The following is a 14,138-nucleotide window of genomic DNA, read 5'->3' as shown; positions in this document are numbered from 1 at the left end:
TCGGGAACCGTGCAGGAAGAAGACGCGACGCAGCCGGCCGCCGCCCCGACGAGGAACCGCAGCCGGGCCTTACTCAAGACACGCAGGAGCAAGTGGTGATCGAAGAGACCCTCCTCGAGGCCGAGGAGAAGATGGAGAAGGCCGTCGTGGTCGCCAAGGAGGACTTCGCCGCGATCCGCACGGGCCGTGCGCACCCGGCGATGTTCAACAAGATCGTGGCCGACTACTACGGCGCGCTGACGCCGATCAACCAGCTGGCCTCGTTCTCCGTGCCGGAGCCGCGCATGGCGGTCGTGACCCCGTTCGACAAGAGCGCCCTGCGCAACATCGAGCAGGCGATCCGCGACTCCGACCTGGGCGTCAACCCGAGCAACGACGGCAACATCATCCGTGTGGTGTTCCCGGAGCTCACCGAGGAGCGTCGCCGCGACTACATCAAGGTCGCCAAGGGCAAGGCCGAGGACTCCCGGGTCTCCATCCGCTCCGTGCGCCGCAAGGCCAAGGACGCCCTCGACAAGGCGATCAAGGACGGCGACATCGGCGAGGACGAGGGCCGCCGTGCGGAGAAGGAGCTGGACGACACCACCCACAAGTACGTGGCTCAGGTCGACGAGCTCCTGAAGCACAAGGAAGCGGAGCTGCTCGAAGTCTGATGAGCGACTCTTCCTGGGGGGCACCGCCGACGGCGGGGCAGGCCGGGTACTGGGGGCCCACCGAGGGTGGGCCTGTCCAGGGGGCTGCCCCGGCGGGTCCCGCGTACGATGCGCCTGAGGCGCAGCACACTCGCCCCATGCCCATCGTGCCCGACGTACCCGCGTATGGCGGAGACCAGGACGACGACCGGGGGGCTGCTCGCCTGAACGGCCACGGCCCCTTGTTCCGAGACGAGACGTTCCAGGACAGCGCGTTCCAAGGCAACACGTTCCACGGCAACACGTTCGAACACGACACGCAGAATCCGGAGCCCATGCCCGACGCCCCGCAGCCGGCGCCCGCGCCGCAGAAGAAGAGCGCGGGCCGTGACCTGAGCGCGGCCATAGGGGTCGGTGTCGGGCTCGGCGTGGTGATCATCGCGTCCTTGTTCATCTACAAGGCCGTGTTCGTCGGTGTGGTCGCGGTCGCGGTGGTCGTGGGTCTGTGGGAGCTGACCAGCAGGCTGCAGGAGCGCAAGGCCATCAAGGCGCCGCTCGTGCCGCTCGCGCTCGGCGGTGCGGCGATGGTGGTCGCCGGGTACGTGCGGGGTGCCGAGGGTGCCTGGGTCGCCATGGCCCTGACGGCGCTGGCCGTCCTGGTCTGGCGTATGACCGAGCCACCGGAGGGCTATCTCAAGGACGTCACGGCCGGCGTCTTCGCCGCGTTCTACGTGCCGTTCCTGGCGACGTTCGTCGCCATGATGCTCACCGCCGACGACGGCTCCTGGCGCGTTCTGACCTTCCTGCTCCTGACAGTGGTCAGCGACACCGGCGCGTACGCGGTCGGCTGGCGCTTCGGCAAGCACAGGCTCGCCCCGCGCATCAGCCCCGGCAAGACCCGTGAGGGCCTGCTCGGCGCGGTGCTGTTCGCCATGGTCGCGGGCGCGCTGTGCATGCAGTTCCTGATCGACGGCGGCAGCTGGTGGCAGGGCCTGCTGCTGGGCCTCGCGGTCGCGGCCAGCGCCACCCTGGGCGACCTCGGCGAGTCCATGATCAAGCGTGACCTGGGCATCAAGGACATGGGCACCTTGCTCCCCGGGCACGGCGGCATCATGGACCGCCTGGACTCCCTGCTGCCGACCGCTCCGGTGGTGTGGCTGCTGATGGTGCTGTTCGTCGGCTCCGCGTGAGTCCTGCTCGTCACGGCTTCCGGGCCCCGTCCTGAACGCAGGACGGGGCCCGTCGTCGTACCGGGGCGGCTGCTCAAGGAGCGGCTGGAGATTCCGGCTTCCGCAGCCACGTGCGTGATCGGAGGTCGGGCGTCGATCCGCAGGCGCGTGAGCGGCTTTGCGTGGCGTCAGCGTGCGAACTTTTCGATGGCCGCCGGGGTGACGGGGGTGAAGAAGTTGACGAGGTTGCCGTCGGGGTCGCGGAACAGCAGCGACCGGTTGCCCCAGGGCATCGTGGTGGGCCCGGTGACGAAGCCGGTGACGAAGCCGGTCAGGTTCTGGTGAACGCGGTCCACGTCGTCGACGAGGAACTCGATGATCACGCTGTGGTTGTCCGCCGGGCGGGCGGAGCCCGGGGCGAACAACGGGACGGTGCGGGTGCCGGCGATCGCGAGGGTGGCGCACGCGGTCCTGAGTTCGGCGAAGTCCTCGGTGGCCCACGTCGCCCGCGCCCCTGTGGCTCGCTCGTAGAACTCGACGAGGCGCGCTACGTCGCTGGTGATGATGCGGATCGAGACGAAGTCCATGGGAATCTCCTTGGCTGTGCTGGAGGCGGGCACGTCGCAGGCTAGGAGAAATAGCGGACAGAATCGGTCCTGTATTCGCGTTACGCTGCGACCATGCCCCGACCCACCGGCCGTGTGCTGACACTCCTGGAGCTGCTGCAGTCGGGCGGCACCCGGACTGTGGCCGAACTCGCCGACCGGCTCGGCGTCGAAGGGCGCACCGTGCGGCGGTATGTGGACCAGCTGGTCGACCTGGACGTGCCCGTGGAATCGGTGCGCGGCCGCTACGGCGGGTACCGGCTCGCTCCCGGGTACCGCTTGCCTCCGCTCATGCTCAGCGACGACGAGGCGCTGGCCGTGCTGCTCGGCCTGGTCGCCGGCCGCCGAGCAGGGCTGACGACGACGGAGCACACGGCAAGCGAGACGGCATCGGCGAAGATCCGGCGGGTACTGCCCAAGCACATCGCCCGCCGGCTCGACACACTCCTGGAAGCTCTCGCCTTCACGGATCAGCCCGGTGATTTCGACACCCCGGACGCCGGGGTCCTGCTCACCCTCGCCGATGCGGTGCGCCACCGCCGACCGGTCTCGATGCGCTACACCGACCGCGACGGACGGCGCAGCGAACGCACGCTGCACGCATACGGGATCGTCGCCCATGCGGGCCGTTGGTACGTCACGGGCAAGGACGCCCGGATCGGCGAGGACCGGACCTTCCGGCTCGATCGCATCGCAGACGCGCGGACCCTGCCCGGCTCATTCGAAGCGCCCGTGGGTCCCGGTCCGGCACAGCGCGTGTTGTCGGCGTTCGCCACGGCCGAGTACCGGCATGAGGTGACCTTGCGGATCCACGGGACAGTCGGGCAGATCCGCGCCCACCTTCCCGTCAGCGTCGCGAGCCTGGAGGAGTACGCGCCCGTGGCAGGCCAGGACCGGGCGACCGAGCGCTGGCTGCGCGTCGAGCTGCGGGCGGAGCGGCTCGACTGGTTGCCTCCGGTACTCGCCTCACTCGACCGGCCGTTCGTCATCGAGCGCCCCGATGAACTGCGCGACCTCGTCACCGCGCTCGCCGATCGCCTTGCGTCCTACGCCCGCCAAGTCTGACCGCGGGGAACCGGTGTCATGAGATGGCGCACCTAGGGGGTTTCGTTTGGATCAGCCCGGGTCCGTGACGCCCGGCACGGCACCTCGCCGCGTTGTCGGACCACCCGAGTGCGCCCGGTACGCGGGTGCTCCTCCGCCTTGCGATGCACCGCACCGGACGCCGCGGCCTGATCCGACCTGATCCAGACGAAACCCCCTAGGCGTCGTCGGCGCTCCAGTCCGGCAGCGGCAGTCCATCGGCCGTGGTGATCTCCAGGACCGTGCAGCTCATGAGGCGTACGGCGGCGAAGAGACGGTCGCGAGCCGCCACACGGTCCGCGGGCGGGAAGGAGATCCGGATCTGGTGCGGGCGCGAGCGGTCGTAGGTGAGGAGCCAGTCCGTGTCGGCGGTCGCGAAGTGGTCCTGGCCGTGCGTACCGTCGTCCGACTGCCACGATCCCCGGTCCGTGGTCGGCGTCAGCACGTCCCGGAGTATCCGCAGCCGTTCGGCGTACGGCCGTGGGCCCTCGGACAGCCGCAGACACCGGTGCAGCCGGGGCCGGAAGGCGTTGAACCAGGGCGCCAGGCCGGGCTCCATGTCGGCCAGGACGGCGGAGCTCACCCGTCCGGTCACCCACCCCTCGACGAACCCGGCCGCGCCCGGCGCGAACTCCTCCTGCCCGATGCTCCGGCCCCGCACCACCACCGGCCACTCCTCCGGGTCTCCCTCGGTGCGCCAGCACAGCCGGTCGCCGTCGGTCGTGGCACCCCAGACCAGCAGGCCGTCGTGCCGCTCCAGGCGGTTGTACGGGCTCGTGCCGAAGGGCGTGCGCAGGTACAGGTAGTCGCAGAACTCACCCCACCCGTACGTCTCGACCAGCTGCTTGTAGTCGCCGGGCAACCGCACCCCGAGCCGTGCCTCCGCCTCGGCCCAGTCCCCGCGGGCGTCGACCGGGCCGGCCGGCGGGGAGACTGCCCGGACCAGGGCGTCCGGACCCGTCACGGCAGATCGACCCGGCGCAGCGCCGTCGCGGCCGGCTCCCCGGTACGGCGGGCGTACGCCATCCGCTCCCGCACCTCGCGCAGCGTCCGCGGCCGGTAGCCCGGCCCACCGCAGCAGCTCTTGTGGAAGCCGACGCCCGCGTTCAACAGCACGGTGAGCGCCCGCCAGGCGGCTCTGTCCCGCTTCGGGGGCGCCGCGAAGGCCGAGCCCGCGTACATCAGCGCACCCGCACAGCGCGGGCAGGTCCGCTCCCGCCACGGGTCGTAGCACTGCTTGTACGACACCCGGCAGGACAGACAGACGTACGAGGTCTTGGCGGCAGGCATGCGGCCAGATTAGGGAGCACCGTGACCCCGGCCAAGCGGGTTTCCGGTTCGGCCGGGAGGCGGCCCAGGCAGTCGCCGGGCTCCCGAGCGAATCCTTCGGCCGGCCGGCATCAGTGCTGTTGAGGCAAGGACCGCCGGTCGGCGCACAGAATCGGGACGCTCATTCCTGCAGGCAGTGCCCACCGTGATCTCGAACGCCGGGTGCAGTCGGCTCCGGGGTGTGCCATCCGGGTTCCAGGCTGTCGAGAAGGGCGCGGAAGGCCGTGTCGGCGTGGTCCCAGTGGTCGTCTGCCAGTGGGGCGATCAAGAGGCCGACGGTGGCGTCGGTCAGGAGGGTGGCCTGGTTCCGGGCTCGGTCCTGGCCCATGCCGAGGTCACGGAAGACGGAGGTGAGCAGGGCCGTCCACTCGGTGACGATGTCGTGCATGACGGGCCCGTAGCGGTCCGGGTGGAACACGCTGACGCTCATGATCTCGAGAAACAGAGGAAGGGTGGCGCGTACGTCGGGGTCTTTGAACTGCCGCCACACCTCTTCGATGAAGCGGCGCAGCCCCGCCGGGGTCGTGGGCCGGCCGACGGTCTTCAGCAGTTCGCGGGCGCGCAGGAGGGGGCGGCGCTCGTAGATGGCGAGGGCCTCGGCGATCATCCGCTCCTTGGTGCCGAAGTAGTACAGGAGCATGCGGTCGCTGGTGCCCAGGGCCTTGGCCAGCGGGCGCAGGGACAGATCCGCGAGGCCGTTGCGCATCACGTACTCGCGGACCCGGTCGAGAAGATCGCGCCGCTTGGCCGGATCAGGCGGGCGAGGCATGCGGGCTCCTGGGGGTGTGAGGGCTACGACTCTCGTCGTCCGTTATGTCGTGTTTGGGCAGGTCTTTACTGTAGCAACCGCTTCGTATATATTTTAGGTGTAGCGACTGCTACATGCAGCTCCTGGCGCATATGCCGGGCGCGCTCACCGGCGGACCCTCCGCCACCTGCAAGAAAGGACAGATCTCATGGTCATCCAGGCCATCGGTCACGCCATCGGCTCTCGCCGGGGGGATCGGGCCTCTCGTGTCACTGCATCCTCGCGGCTCGCCAGGCAGTGGGCCCTCTGGTCCCGCACGCTCGCGCCGCTGCGACCGCTGGATGCGCCACGCGGCCGCGCCACCGTCTGGGACGCCTCCTGGCCCCTGCAACGGGAACTGACCTCGGCCCGCCGGGCCCGCCGTCTGGTGACCGCGCAACTGAGCGACTGGGCGCTGGACGACCTGGCCGACACCGCCGAGCTTCTGGTCAGCGAACTGGTCACCAACGCCCTGCGGCATACGCGTGGCCCGCTCAGGCTCAACCTGCGGCTGCGTCACTCGCGCCTGCTGTGCGAGGTCGAGGACACCGAGTCCGCCGGTCCTGTGCTCACCGCGGTCGACTCGGACGCGGAGGGTGGCCGCGGCACCGAACTCCTCGACCTGCTCGCCGATGACTGGGGCAGCGTTCGGACGGGGACGGGCAAGACCATCTGGTTCGAGCTGGACGCCGGGGGCCACTCGGCGAGTGGCGCGAACACCGTGACGACGGTGACCTGAGGCACGACCGCCCCAGGTCACCCAAGTGGATCTGCGACACTGACAGGGCCATGCCTAAGCCCGGAGAACTGACCGTGATTGCGCGCAGGTAGGCCCCCTACCTGCATGTTTGGTGCGGGTGGAGCGCCTACCCGCGCCCGTGGGGCCGTCGCTGGGCCGTGGCGACCAAGCGCGCATGCCTGGTCTGGCGCGCCCAGCGACAGCTCGGCGCGTTGGCTACCGCCCGGACAGGAGCAGGTATGCGATGACGAAGGCCACCAAAGCATGGCCGCTCACGGTCAGCCGCATCCCCCACGTGTAGTCCTGACGCCGTCGCTTCCACACACCCGTCTCTCCGGCCCACAACTCGCGGGCATGCTTTGCGTTGCCGGAGGCTAGACAGCGCACGATTCCCATACGTGTTCTGTGCAGGGCTTGCACGTACTTGAAGAACAATGCGCTTCCCGTCATCGCTATGGCGACGCCTAGGATCAGGGTGATCCGGAGGAGCAGAGGAAGTCCAAGGAGTCTAGGGAACGGGATTTGCGTCAGTGTTACGAGAACACCCGTGAGTGAGACGGTTACGTAGAGATTGACGTGCTTTGCGTCCTCGCTCGCTGTGTCTGCGAGTGCGGAGATGTACTGCATCCTCCGCTCTTCTGGGCCGTCTAAATCTGACTGATCTTCCGGGAAAGAGTGATCCGTCACTTGCCCCCCTTGGCGAATCTGTGACTCCTTCGAGGACACCGCCTTCAGAGAGGAGCGACAAGAGGCCGGAGCGCTTCCCATCGCTGCAAATTAGTTCTGCATCACGGAGTCGATTGCACGTCGAGTGCGCTCCTGGCTCGACGGCATCAGGTGCGCGTACACCCGCAGCGTCAACGCCGGGTCGGTGTGCCCCAGGTACTGGCTGACCGCCTTGATGCTCTCTCCGGCGTCCAGCAGGACGGACGCGTAGAAGTGCCTCAGCGCGTGCATGCCGTGTTCGCGGGCGGACTCGTACTTGCCGTCTTCACTGGCGTCCGGGATGAGGCCAGCTACCGTCAACGCGGGCTTCCACTCTTGGATGTTGAAGTTGCTCCGCCAGACGATCCAGCCCGCTGTGTTCGTGAACAGGAGCCGGGCCGACACCTTGGGACCGTCCGGCTTCCGCCACGGGAGCGTGATCTCCACGGGCTTGAAGGTGTCCATGTGCACGCGCAGGGCCTCAGTCACGGACGACGGTAAGGGCACGTCCCGCTCCTTGCTGCACTTCGGCGGGGCGAACATTGCCTTGCCTCGGACGGCCAGCTCGGGGCGGTGGCAGCAGCCGACCGAGGCCGAGACGGGCAGGCGTGTCCGTTGTGGTCCACCGGATCGTCCAAGGCGTCCTGGAGGGCGTGGAGTCCGGCCGTGTGGTCGGGGGTGGTGACGATCGCGGCGAATTCGTCTCCGCCGAGGCGGGCGGCGATGCCGTTGCCTCCGCACCAGGTGCTCAGGCGGCGGGCGGTCGCCGTGAGCACGACGTCTCCGGCGGCGTGGCCGTGGGTGTCGTTGATCGCCTTGAAGTCGTCCAGGGCGGAAACGCGCGGGTTCGCGGATTCCGGGACTGGTGTGCCGACGAACCCGGCCGCCTCCCACCGTTGGAGGCGGCTCGGGGAGCGGGTTCCAACGGTCATGAAGCACTGGGCCGGTCAGATGAAGATCCGTATCTTGGCCACATGGTGGATGAGGGAGAACCGAGGCTCTTTGTGAACCGGTGGGGCGACACAGCGGACCCGGCATCTGTGGGACGCGCTTCCTACCGGGATGAATGCGCCTGCTTCGACCAGAACAAGCCGCATCCCCGAGCCCGCGTCGGCTTCCACGCCGAGCGCCAGGACACCTCGGCCGCTGGGTGGCGACATCTGCTGGAGTTGATCGACGAGGCCGCGGAGGACGGGCGGGAGGAGTTCCGACCCCTGGTCGAACTCAGCACCGAGGAGCGCCGGGAGGTCATCACCCTGCCGCCGAGCATCGCCAAACTGACGGCGGTCAAGCACTTCGTGCTCTACGGCAGCAACCTGGTCCGAATACCGCCCGAGATTGGTGCGATGACCAGCCTGGAGGAGCTCACCCCCTACACGTCGTACCGGCTGCACTGGTTCCCGTACGAGATCACCAGATGCTCAAAGCTGGTCCGGAGCACGGTGAGCACCCGGGCACTGTTCGGGAACTACAAGCTCCGTCCTCCTTTCCCTCAACTACAGCCGCCGCGAGTCTCCGTTGCTGATCTCGACCCGTCAGCGCTTGATGCCCGGCGCTGGGGTACCACGGCCATCCGTGGATGCAGTGTCTGCGATCGGCCGATCAAGCAGGCTGGGCTCCACCAAGTGTGGATCTCCCTACGGGTGGCCACCGATGTCCTGCCTCTCCTGGTCAACGCCTGCTCAGCGGCTTGCGTTTCCGCCCTGCCCTCCGGCGCCGAGGACTACGTGCAGCCGCCGCACACAGGCGGCAGGGTCAAGCAGCCGCCGTCCGACTGGGATTAATCGGACGGTCAGCGGGGCAGCCGGGCTGTCCGCTCTGGATACGCTGCGGCGACGAGCGCATGGCGGTCTGCGCGGTGATCCCGAAGAGCCGCATCAGTTTGAGGGGATCACCGGTGGCAAACGCCTCATTGAGGATGCGGTCTTGGCGCAGACCGACGAGTGTGACGTCCTTGGGCAAGGTCTTGCGGAGCAATGTCCTGCTGACCACCGGATGATCCGGGTCGAGGGCCGTCTTCTGGCTGACGAGGAAGTAGGGGTTGGTTGAAGCTGGCCAGCGGTGGTGGCGGTAGGCGAGCCAGTCGCTGGCAACCCGGTGGGTGAATTCCTCCAGGTAGAGGGTGTGCCGCAGCATCCCGTGGCGGACTTCGAGAGTGCCGCGGGCAAGGTTGAGATCGGTGGTCCGAATCGTGCGAAGCTCTTCACCTGGCAGCGCGTGAATGGCTACCAGGACGATGACGAGGCGGCTGAGCGGAGTCTTCGCCTGATCCATCAATCCGGCCAGGAGATCGCTGCGCACGGACTGCGGGAGTCCTTTGAGGTGACCGACCGACAGTTGGCGGGTCGGATCCCGGAAGACCATCCGTTCCCGCTTGAGCGCCTTGAACAGGCTGCGCAGGCTCACCGCGGCCCTCTGGCGCTCTTGTCCGGACAGCCCCGAAACCGCTGCCTCAATGTGGTCAGTCGTGATCTTTCGCAGAGTGGTCACGCCGGCAGCTGTCCACGTGGCGAGGACGGGCTCGATGTGGGCGAGGTAACGGCGGATGCTGCGGTAATCGCGGACGTCGCCTTCATGGCGGCCCTGGCCCCGTAGCAGGGTCACCCACGCGCGGATCTCGCCGGCGAGGGGAACCGGGAGGACACTGATCGCGGTTCGGATCCATACGAGATTCACGTGCCTCCGGCGGGGGATCGGCCGGCACCGGGATGGAGGGGGGCGCCGTCGCCGACTGCGGGCCCGTCGTGGCGTACGGGATGGGACCTGGGGAGAGTGGTGGGTGAGGTAGCAGCAGGTCCGCAGGGGATTCACGGGTGGACCTACAGAGCCCATGCCGCCAGGTATCCCGGGAGCTCGAGTCCTCTCATAGCGAGGTAGGGTCCCACCACACTTCAGCAGATGGGGGCCCGGTGGCACAGATGATGGCATCGCCCCGGCGTCGGATACGCGCCGTGGTTGCTCTGGCCGGGGTGATGGCTATTGGGGCTGTGCTGTGGGCGCGGCCCTTTGAGTGGTTTCGCACTCCGCCGCGGCCATTGCCCGAGGTACTGCACAGTTTTGGGCTCAAGATTCCCGAAGGTGCCCATGAGGTGTCGTATAAGGACTTCGGTGCTTACCAGGGGGACGAAGCGATGTTCCGCTTCACCGTCACGAAGCAGCAGCTCACGCAGTTCACCTCAACCCTGCGGAGTGGATCGGATGGACCGGTCAAGCTCGAAGAGAAGGGGATTCGCTACATTGACACCGACGACGTGAAGAGGGCCGGGTGGCATCTTGACCAGCTGAGCAAGTACTCAAGCGCCTATGCGTATGCAGGTGAGAGTGGCAATTACTACAGCGGGCAGGTCTCGGTGCTCGTCGATGAGCGCGAAGGTCCCTCACGTCTGGTGGTCTACCTCTGGGCGCTCAAGTCGTCGTGAGCGCCTGACACCAACGGTTGACACCAACAGCGGCGAACGCAACCGCACGAAAGCGGCCCCCAACGGTCGCTAGACCGTCGACAGGCCAGGAACCATCCCCCCCCAGGGCTCCGTGATCGACCTGATAGGGATGCGGCCGGATCTCAGACTCTGCTTCCAGTGCCAGCGCTCCAGGTGCGATCCCAGAGCCACCCGGAGCGGCGCTAGTATCCCGCATGCCCATTCCATGGAGATCTAGCGTGGACGCATTCGCGCGCATCTTGAGACAGCGTGCGGTCGACCCCGATGCAGTACGCGACGTCGCTGCCGCCTGGGATGCCTTCGGCGAGTTCCTCCAGATCGAGGTCGAAGGGATCGAGCGGTCTGAGAACGACAGTGACGGCTTCATCGTCGAGTGGGGCAAGTGGGGATGGAACGACAACCATCCTGCGCTCTCCTTCAGTCGCCTATTCGCGGTCAGTGAATCCGACGACCGAGATGACCCCGACTGGCAGCCGAAGTACTGGAAGGTGGAACTGCAACTCGTCTTCGCCGAGGACCCAGCATGGACAGATCTCGACCGCCTCGGACACCAAGACACCGGGTTCGACTACGACGAGATCGGCGCGCCGAGGATCGCCGCGCTGGGAGAGATGCGCCAATTCATCGAGTCCTACCCCCCAGCTGGCGGCCATGTGGCGAGCCGAGCCCACGCGCAGTGGCCTAGCCCTTGAACGAGCGGGTTAGCCGAGCGACCGTGGCGGTCTCCCCAGCCCGTGCCACTCTCGTGCCAGAACGGGCGGGGACTCACGGGGAACCGGGGTTCGGAACGACACTTCCGCCGAGAGTTGATCAGGCCGGAGAATCCGCAGGTCACGCAAGCTTCTGCCCCACCTCGCTCCTAAAGCGGGTGTCGCAGGTTCGAATCCTGCCGGGGGCACAAGGGAAAAAGGCCCCGGACCGATCATGGTCCGGGGCCTTTGACATCCAGTTTTGACATCAACACGGGTGGTCACTGACGACCGGGGGCGCGCCTCCCAGCAGCCGATCCATGTCGATCATGGCTTCGCGCTGGGTGTCCTGGACGACGTGCGTGTACACGTCCATGGTGATGCTGATCTGGGAGTGCCCGAGGATCTCCATCACCACTCGGGGCGCGACTCCGGCCGCCCGGTGACCTACCTGCCGCTCGCCCACCGTGAGGCCACCGAACTCCCAGCCTGCGCCTACGACTTCAACCCCCGTCCAGCAGCGTGAGTCACAATTTTCTCTACTAGTTCAAGCCCCGCCGTTCCGGCGGGGAAGGTGATCCCTCCACCACAGCCCGCAGGGTCCGGCGGAGTCCCGAGCCTTCGCGCACTTGGGGGAACAAGACTCGACACCTCCCCCACGGGAAACCTCAGCTCCTCTGTGCTTCACAGCCTCCAGGACTATCGCCTCACCCCCTCGGCCACCGGCCTACAGCGTCGGCGGTCCAAGGGGCGGGGGCTCTCAGCCTTCGACCATCCGGACGCGCTGACCCAATGGCTTCCCGGCCGTCGCTACGCAGGATCACACCCCACAGGCCCGCACTGCGGGCCGGCGCCGGGCTCGGGACTCGGGGCTCTGCTCCTGCCTTCGGCCCGCGCCGCCCCGGCCCCGGCCCCGCGCCACTCACGATGCCCCGGGACGATCCGCGTTTCACACTCCGGCCCACCAAGGGCCGATGCACCGGACCGAGCCTGATTCCCCACCCATGTCCCACACCGCCAGGTCCGACCTGGAGATACGGCGCTGCACCCAGGGCCGTCCGCATGATCCGCCACGGACCCAAAAGACGCTTTGATCCAAAAGCAGGTGCGCGACGGCTCGGGACTCCGCCGAACCATGCAGGCCGTCGTGGGCGGGTTCGTGGGAGCTGAGTGCTATCGAGCAGGTGAACGCCAGAACAGTGCCTCCGGCGGGGGATCGGCCGGCACCGGGATGGAGGGGGCGCCGTTGCCGCCCGCGGGTCCGTTGTGGCGTGCGTGGGGTGCTCCCATCCCGTACGCCATCGACCCAGGCAGAGCCGAGCAGACGCGGCCCCTGGCGTCCAGGTCGTTCGTACAGTGGCGCGCTCCACCTGGACGCCATGAGCCACGCCCGCTCCACGGTGTGTGGGTCGACGGCGTACGGGATGGGAGCTGGGGTGGGAGGTGGCTGAGGCGAAGCGGAGGACGCACGCATCGGGACCCAGAGCCCGCTGCCTCCAGTGATCGGCATGGTAGGCGGACCCTGGGCCCCAATCAGGCAGATCACAGGTTGGCGTACGCGGGTCTGGGCTGTGACCTACCAGTAAGGAGGGGGCTGTTCGTCCGCAACAACCCCCTGAGGTAGGACACCAGGCAGCCCTACTCACCCGCGCACTCCGGTTCTCAGAACCCTGGGCTCACCCAGTGGGCCATGACTCCGGTTCGTCCGTCGCTGCCGCTGCTGATGCTGGCAGCAGCGGGGGCGGGCCCTTGGCGGTGCGCATAGAGGGCCACTTGGTCCTGGGCGGCGAAGGTGTGCAGGAGCGTCTGCCCGAAGGTGTTCTGGAAGCCGAAGCCCGTGGCCGATTGAATGCCGGACACCGCCTCACTGCCAGCAATGATCACACCGTTGTTGTACAGCGCTGTGCGGATCAGCACGACCGCGCCGTTCGCGGGTAAAGAGAGGCTTCCGTGCGCGTTGTAGGCGATCTCCCACACCCCAGCGTAGGGAATGGTGAGTGTCGGGACCTCGGAGATCTGCTCGAAGACGCCGTCGGCGCCGCTGAGGGTGTGGCCGAAGGAGAGTGGACCAGTCTGGACCCAAGAGCCGCCCTGCTGGGGGACCGCAGTGTTTGAGGTGGTCATGCCTGTCACGCTAGCTCCGACAGCAGGAGCCTCGGGGCGGAGTACTCACACCTATTGGCCATAAATTCGCCGTTTGCGGAAGAACCCACCAATCCGGCTGGGCGCAAAGCGGCGAGGCAGGGCTGAAGACATGACGCGAACCACGCTCAACCGTGTGGGTGACTGGCGATATCGCCATGCCGTATGCGCCACCAGTGAGCGGAGTTGCCCGGATCTGTGCATCAGTCCTCTGGGTGCAGCCCGCGGCCACAGCGGCCCGGCGCCGGCCCGCGCGGTATAGCAACGAAGTACAGCAACCATCGCGACCAGCCCCGCCCACCACCGGCCCTGAGCGACCGCCTGACGTGCCTGGCAGACCTCAGCGACCACCGTGCCCATAGTTCGCATCGAGAGGGTAGGTCGGTGGAGCACCATGACTCGCCGTTGAAGCGCTCCACCGACCTCGTGAGCATGTGATCGCCAAATGAGGCTAAATCGCGACCTACTGGGACCCCATCAGGTTCGCCCACACTCGAGTACATGGGGGCGACGCGGGATGGTGACCAGTCCATATGTCTTCGCTGCGGGGAGGCCGGCGGATCCGTACGCGAGCGCGGGCGGATCAGCCTCATGGCGAGATACTGCGAGAAGTGCTGGAACACCCTCGCCAACGAGATGGCCGAGGCCGACGGGGCCACAGCCGCCCCTAGGCTCGAACTCGACCCCGACGACGTTGCATGGATCGAGCCACCGGTTTGCCCTGGGTCACGTCCGCTGGAGTGGTGTATCGACGGCCACTCGGCGATCTCGTTTTGAGGCTATGCGGTGAGTTCGGTGGGCAGGACGGCCTCGTCGGT

General features: G+C 67.6%; 16 protein-coding genes and 1 pseudogene. 7 read left to right on the top strand and 10 right to left on the bottom strand.

Features of this window, described 5'->3' with window-relative positions:
* Window positions 1-95: 95 nt before the first annotated feature.
* Window positions 96-653, top strand: a complete 558-nt coding sequence (frr, locus tag FB157_RS27855) for a ribosome recycling factor (RefSeq protein WP_145883418.1) — start codon at window positions 96-98, stop codon at window positions 651-653.
* Window positions 653-1,822 (top strand): phosphatidate cytidylyltransferase, encoded by a 1,170-nt coding sequence (locus tag FB157_RS27850; RefSeq protein WP_145883417.1) that lies wholly within the window; start codon window positions 653-655, stop codon window positions 1,820-1,822. The genes frr and FB157_RS27850 overlap by 1 nt, the downstream gene beginning before the upstream one ends.
* A 167-nt stretch (window positions 1,823-1,989) precedes the next feature.
* Here the strand turns inward: FB157_RS27850 and FB157_RS27845 are convergent, their stop codons facing one another.
* On the bottom strand, window positions 1,990-2,388 hold the full coding sequence (locus tag FB157_RS27845) for a VOC family protein (RefSeq protein WP_145883416.1): 399 nt from the start codon (window positions 2,386-2,388) through the stop codon (window positions 1,990-1,992).
* A 93-nt stretch (window positions 2,389-2,481) separates the two neighbouring features.
* Here FB157_RS27845 and FB157_RS27840 point away from each other — a divergent pair, with 93 nt between their 5' ends.
* Window positions 2,482-3,471, top strand: a complete 990-nt coding sequence (locus tag FB157_RS27840; protein ID WP_145883415.1) for a YafY family protein — start codon at window positions 2,482-2,484, stop codon at window positions 3,469-3,471.
* Between the two features lie 196 nt (window positions 3,472-3,667).
* Here FB157_RS27840 and FB157_RS27835 read toward each other — a convergent pair whose 3' ends face one another.
* From FB157_RS27835 to FB157_RS27825, 3 genes are all read right to left on the bottom strand, one after another.
* Window positions 3,668-4,453, bottom strand: coding sequence for an SMI1/KNR4 family protein (locus tag FB157_RS27835; protein WP_222440963.1), 786 nt, complete (start codon window positions 4,451-4,453; stop codon window positions 3,668-3,670).
* Entirely contained in the window at window positions 4,450-4,779 is a 330-nt protein-coding gene (locus FB157_RS27830; RefSeq protein WP_145883414.1) for a deoxyxylulose-5-phosphate synthase, read from the bottom strand. Before FB157_RS27830 ends, FB157_RS27835 begins: the two co-directional genes overlap by 4 nt.
* Before the next feature lie 160 nt (window positions 4,780-4,939).
* Window positions 4,940-5,587 (bottom strand): TetR/AcrR family transcriptional regulator, encoded by a 648-nt coding sequence (locus FB157_RS27825; RefSeq protein WP_145883413.1) that lies wholly within the window; start codon window positions 5,585-5,587, stop codon window positions 4,940-4,942.
* A gap of 187 nt (window positions 5,588-5,774) precedes the next feature.
* On the opposite strand from FB157_RS27825, the gene FB157_RS27820 reads away from it, so the two are divergent.
* Complete coding sequence (locus tag FB157_RS27820; protein WP_145883412.1) at window positions 5,775-6,344, top strand: ATP-binding protein; 570 nt, start codon at window positions 5,775-5,777, stop codon at window positions 6,342-6,344.
* A 216-nt stretch (window positions 6,345-6,560) separates the two neighbouring features.
* On the opposite strand, the gene FB157_RS27815 is transcribed toward FB157_RS27820, so the two are convergent.
* From FB157_RS27815 to FB157_RS48690, 3 genes are all read right to left on the bottom strand, one after another.
* Entirely contained in the window at window positions 6,561-6,971 is a 411-nt protein-coding gene (locus tag FB157_RS27815) for a hypothetical protein (RefSeq protein ID WP_145883411.1), read from the bottom strand.
* A gap of 150 nt (window positions 6,972-7,121) precedes the next feature.
* On the bottom strand, window positions 7,122-7,592 hold the full coding sequence (locus FB157_RS48695) for a tyrosine-type recombinase/integrase (RefSeq protein WP_398947362.1): 471 nt from the start codon (window positions 7,590-7,592) through the stop codon (window positions 7,122-7,124).
* On the bottom strand, window positions 7,535-7,981 hold the full coding sequence (locus tag FB157_RS48690; RefSeq protein WP_145883410.1) for a diguanylate cyclase domain-containing protein: 447 nt from the start codon (window positions 7,979-7,981) through the stop codon (window positions 7,535-7,537). The genes FB157_RS48695 and FB157_RS48690 overlap by 58 nt, the downstream gene beginning before the upstream one ends.
* A 42-nt stretch (window positions 7,982-8,023) precedes the next feature.
* Here FB157_RS48690 and FB157_RS27800 point away from each other — a divergent pair, with 42 nt between their 5' ends.
* Window positions 8,024-8,833 (top strand): leucine-rich repeat domain-containing protein, encoded by an 810-nt coding sequence (locus FB157_RS27800; RefSeq protein ID WP_261386573.1) that lies wholly within the window; start codon window positions 8,024-8,026, stop codon window positions 8,831-8,833.
* On the opposite strand, the gene FB157_RS27795 is transcribed toward FB157_RS27800, so the two are convergent.
* Window positions 8,805-9,725, bottom strand: coding sequence for a hypothetical protein (locus FB157_RS27795; protein ID WP_186581709.1), 921 nt, complete (start codon window positions 9,723-9,725; stop codon window positions 8,805-8,807). The two genes, FB157_RS27800 and FB157_RS27795, sit on opposite strands and share 29 nt — an antisense overlap.
* 233 nt (window positions 9,726-9,958) lie before the next feature.
* On the opposite strand from FB157_RS27795, the gene FB157_RS27790 reads away from it, so the two are divergent.
* Window positions 9,959-10,468, top strand: coding sequence for a hypothetical protein (locus FB157_RS27790; RefSeq protein ID WP_145883408.1), 510 nt, complete (start codon window positions 9,959-9,961; stop codon window positions 10,466-10,468).
* A gap of 239 nt (window positions 10,469-10,707) precedes the next feature.
* Window positions 10,708-11,181 carry a hypothetical protein gene (locus FB157_RS27785; RefSeq protein ID WP_145883407.1) on the top strand — a complete coding sequence of 158 codons (474 nt, stop codon included), beginning with the start codon at window positions 10,708-10,710 and terminating at the stop codon, window positions 11,179-11,181.
* Between the two features lie 265 nt (window positions 11,182-11,446).
* Here the strand turns inward: FB157_RS27785 and FB157_RS48685 are convergent.
* Window positions 11,447-11,617: pseudogene (locus FB157_RS48685) on the bottom strand (oxidoreductase); the annotation flags it as partial.
* A 1,223-nt stretch (window positions 11,618-12,840) separates the two neighbouring features.
* The gene (locus FB157_RS27775) at window positions 12,841-13,302 is read right to left on the bottom strand and encodes a hypothetical protein (RefSeq protein ID WP_145883406.1); all 462 of its coding nucleotides are present in this window, start codon (window positions 13,300-13,302) and stop codon (window positions 12,841-12,843) included.
* Window positions 13,303-14,138 lie beyond the last annotated feature (836 nt).

It is taken from the genome of Streptomyces sp. BK340 (genome assembly GCF_007827595.1).
GTDB lineage: Bacteria > Actinomycetota > Actinomycetes > Streptomycetales > Streptomycetaceae > Streptomyces.
Note: the sequence above shows the minus strand (reverse complement) of the source record. Positions and strands in the feature narration are given on the sequence as shown.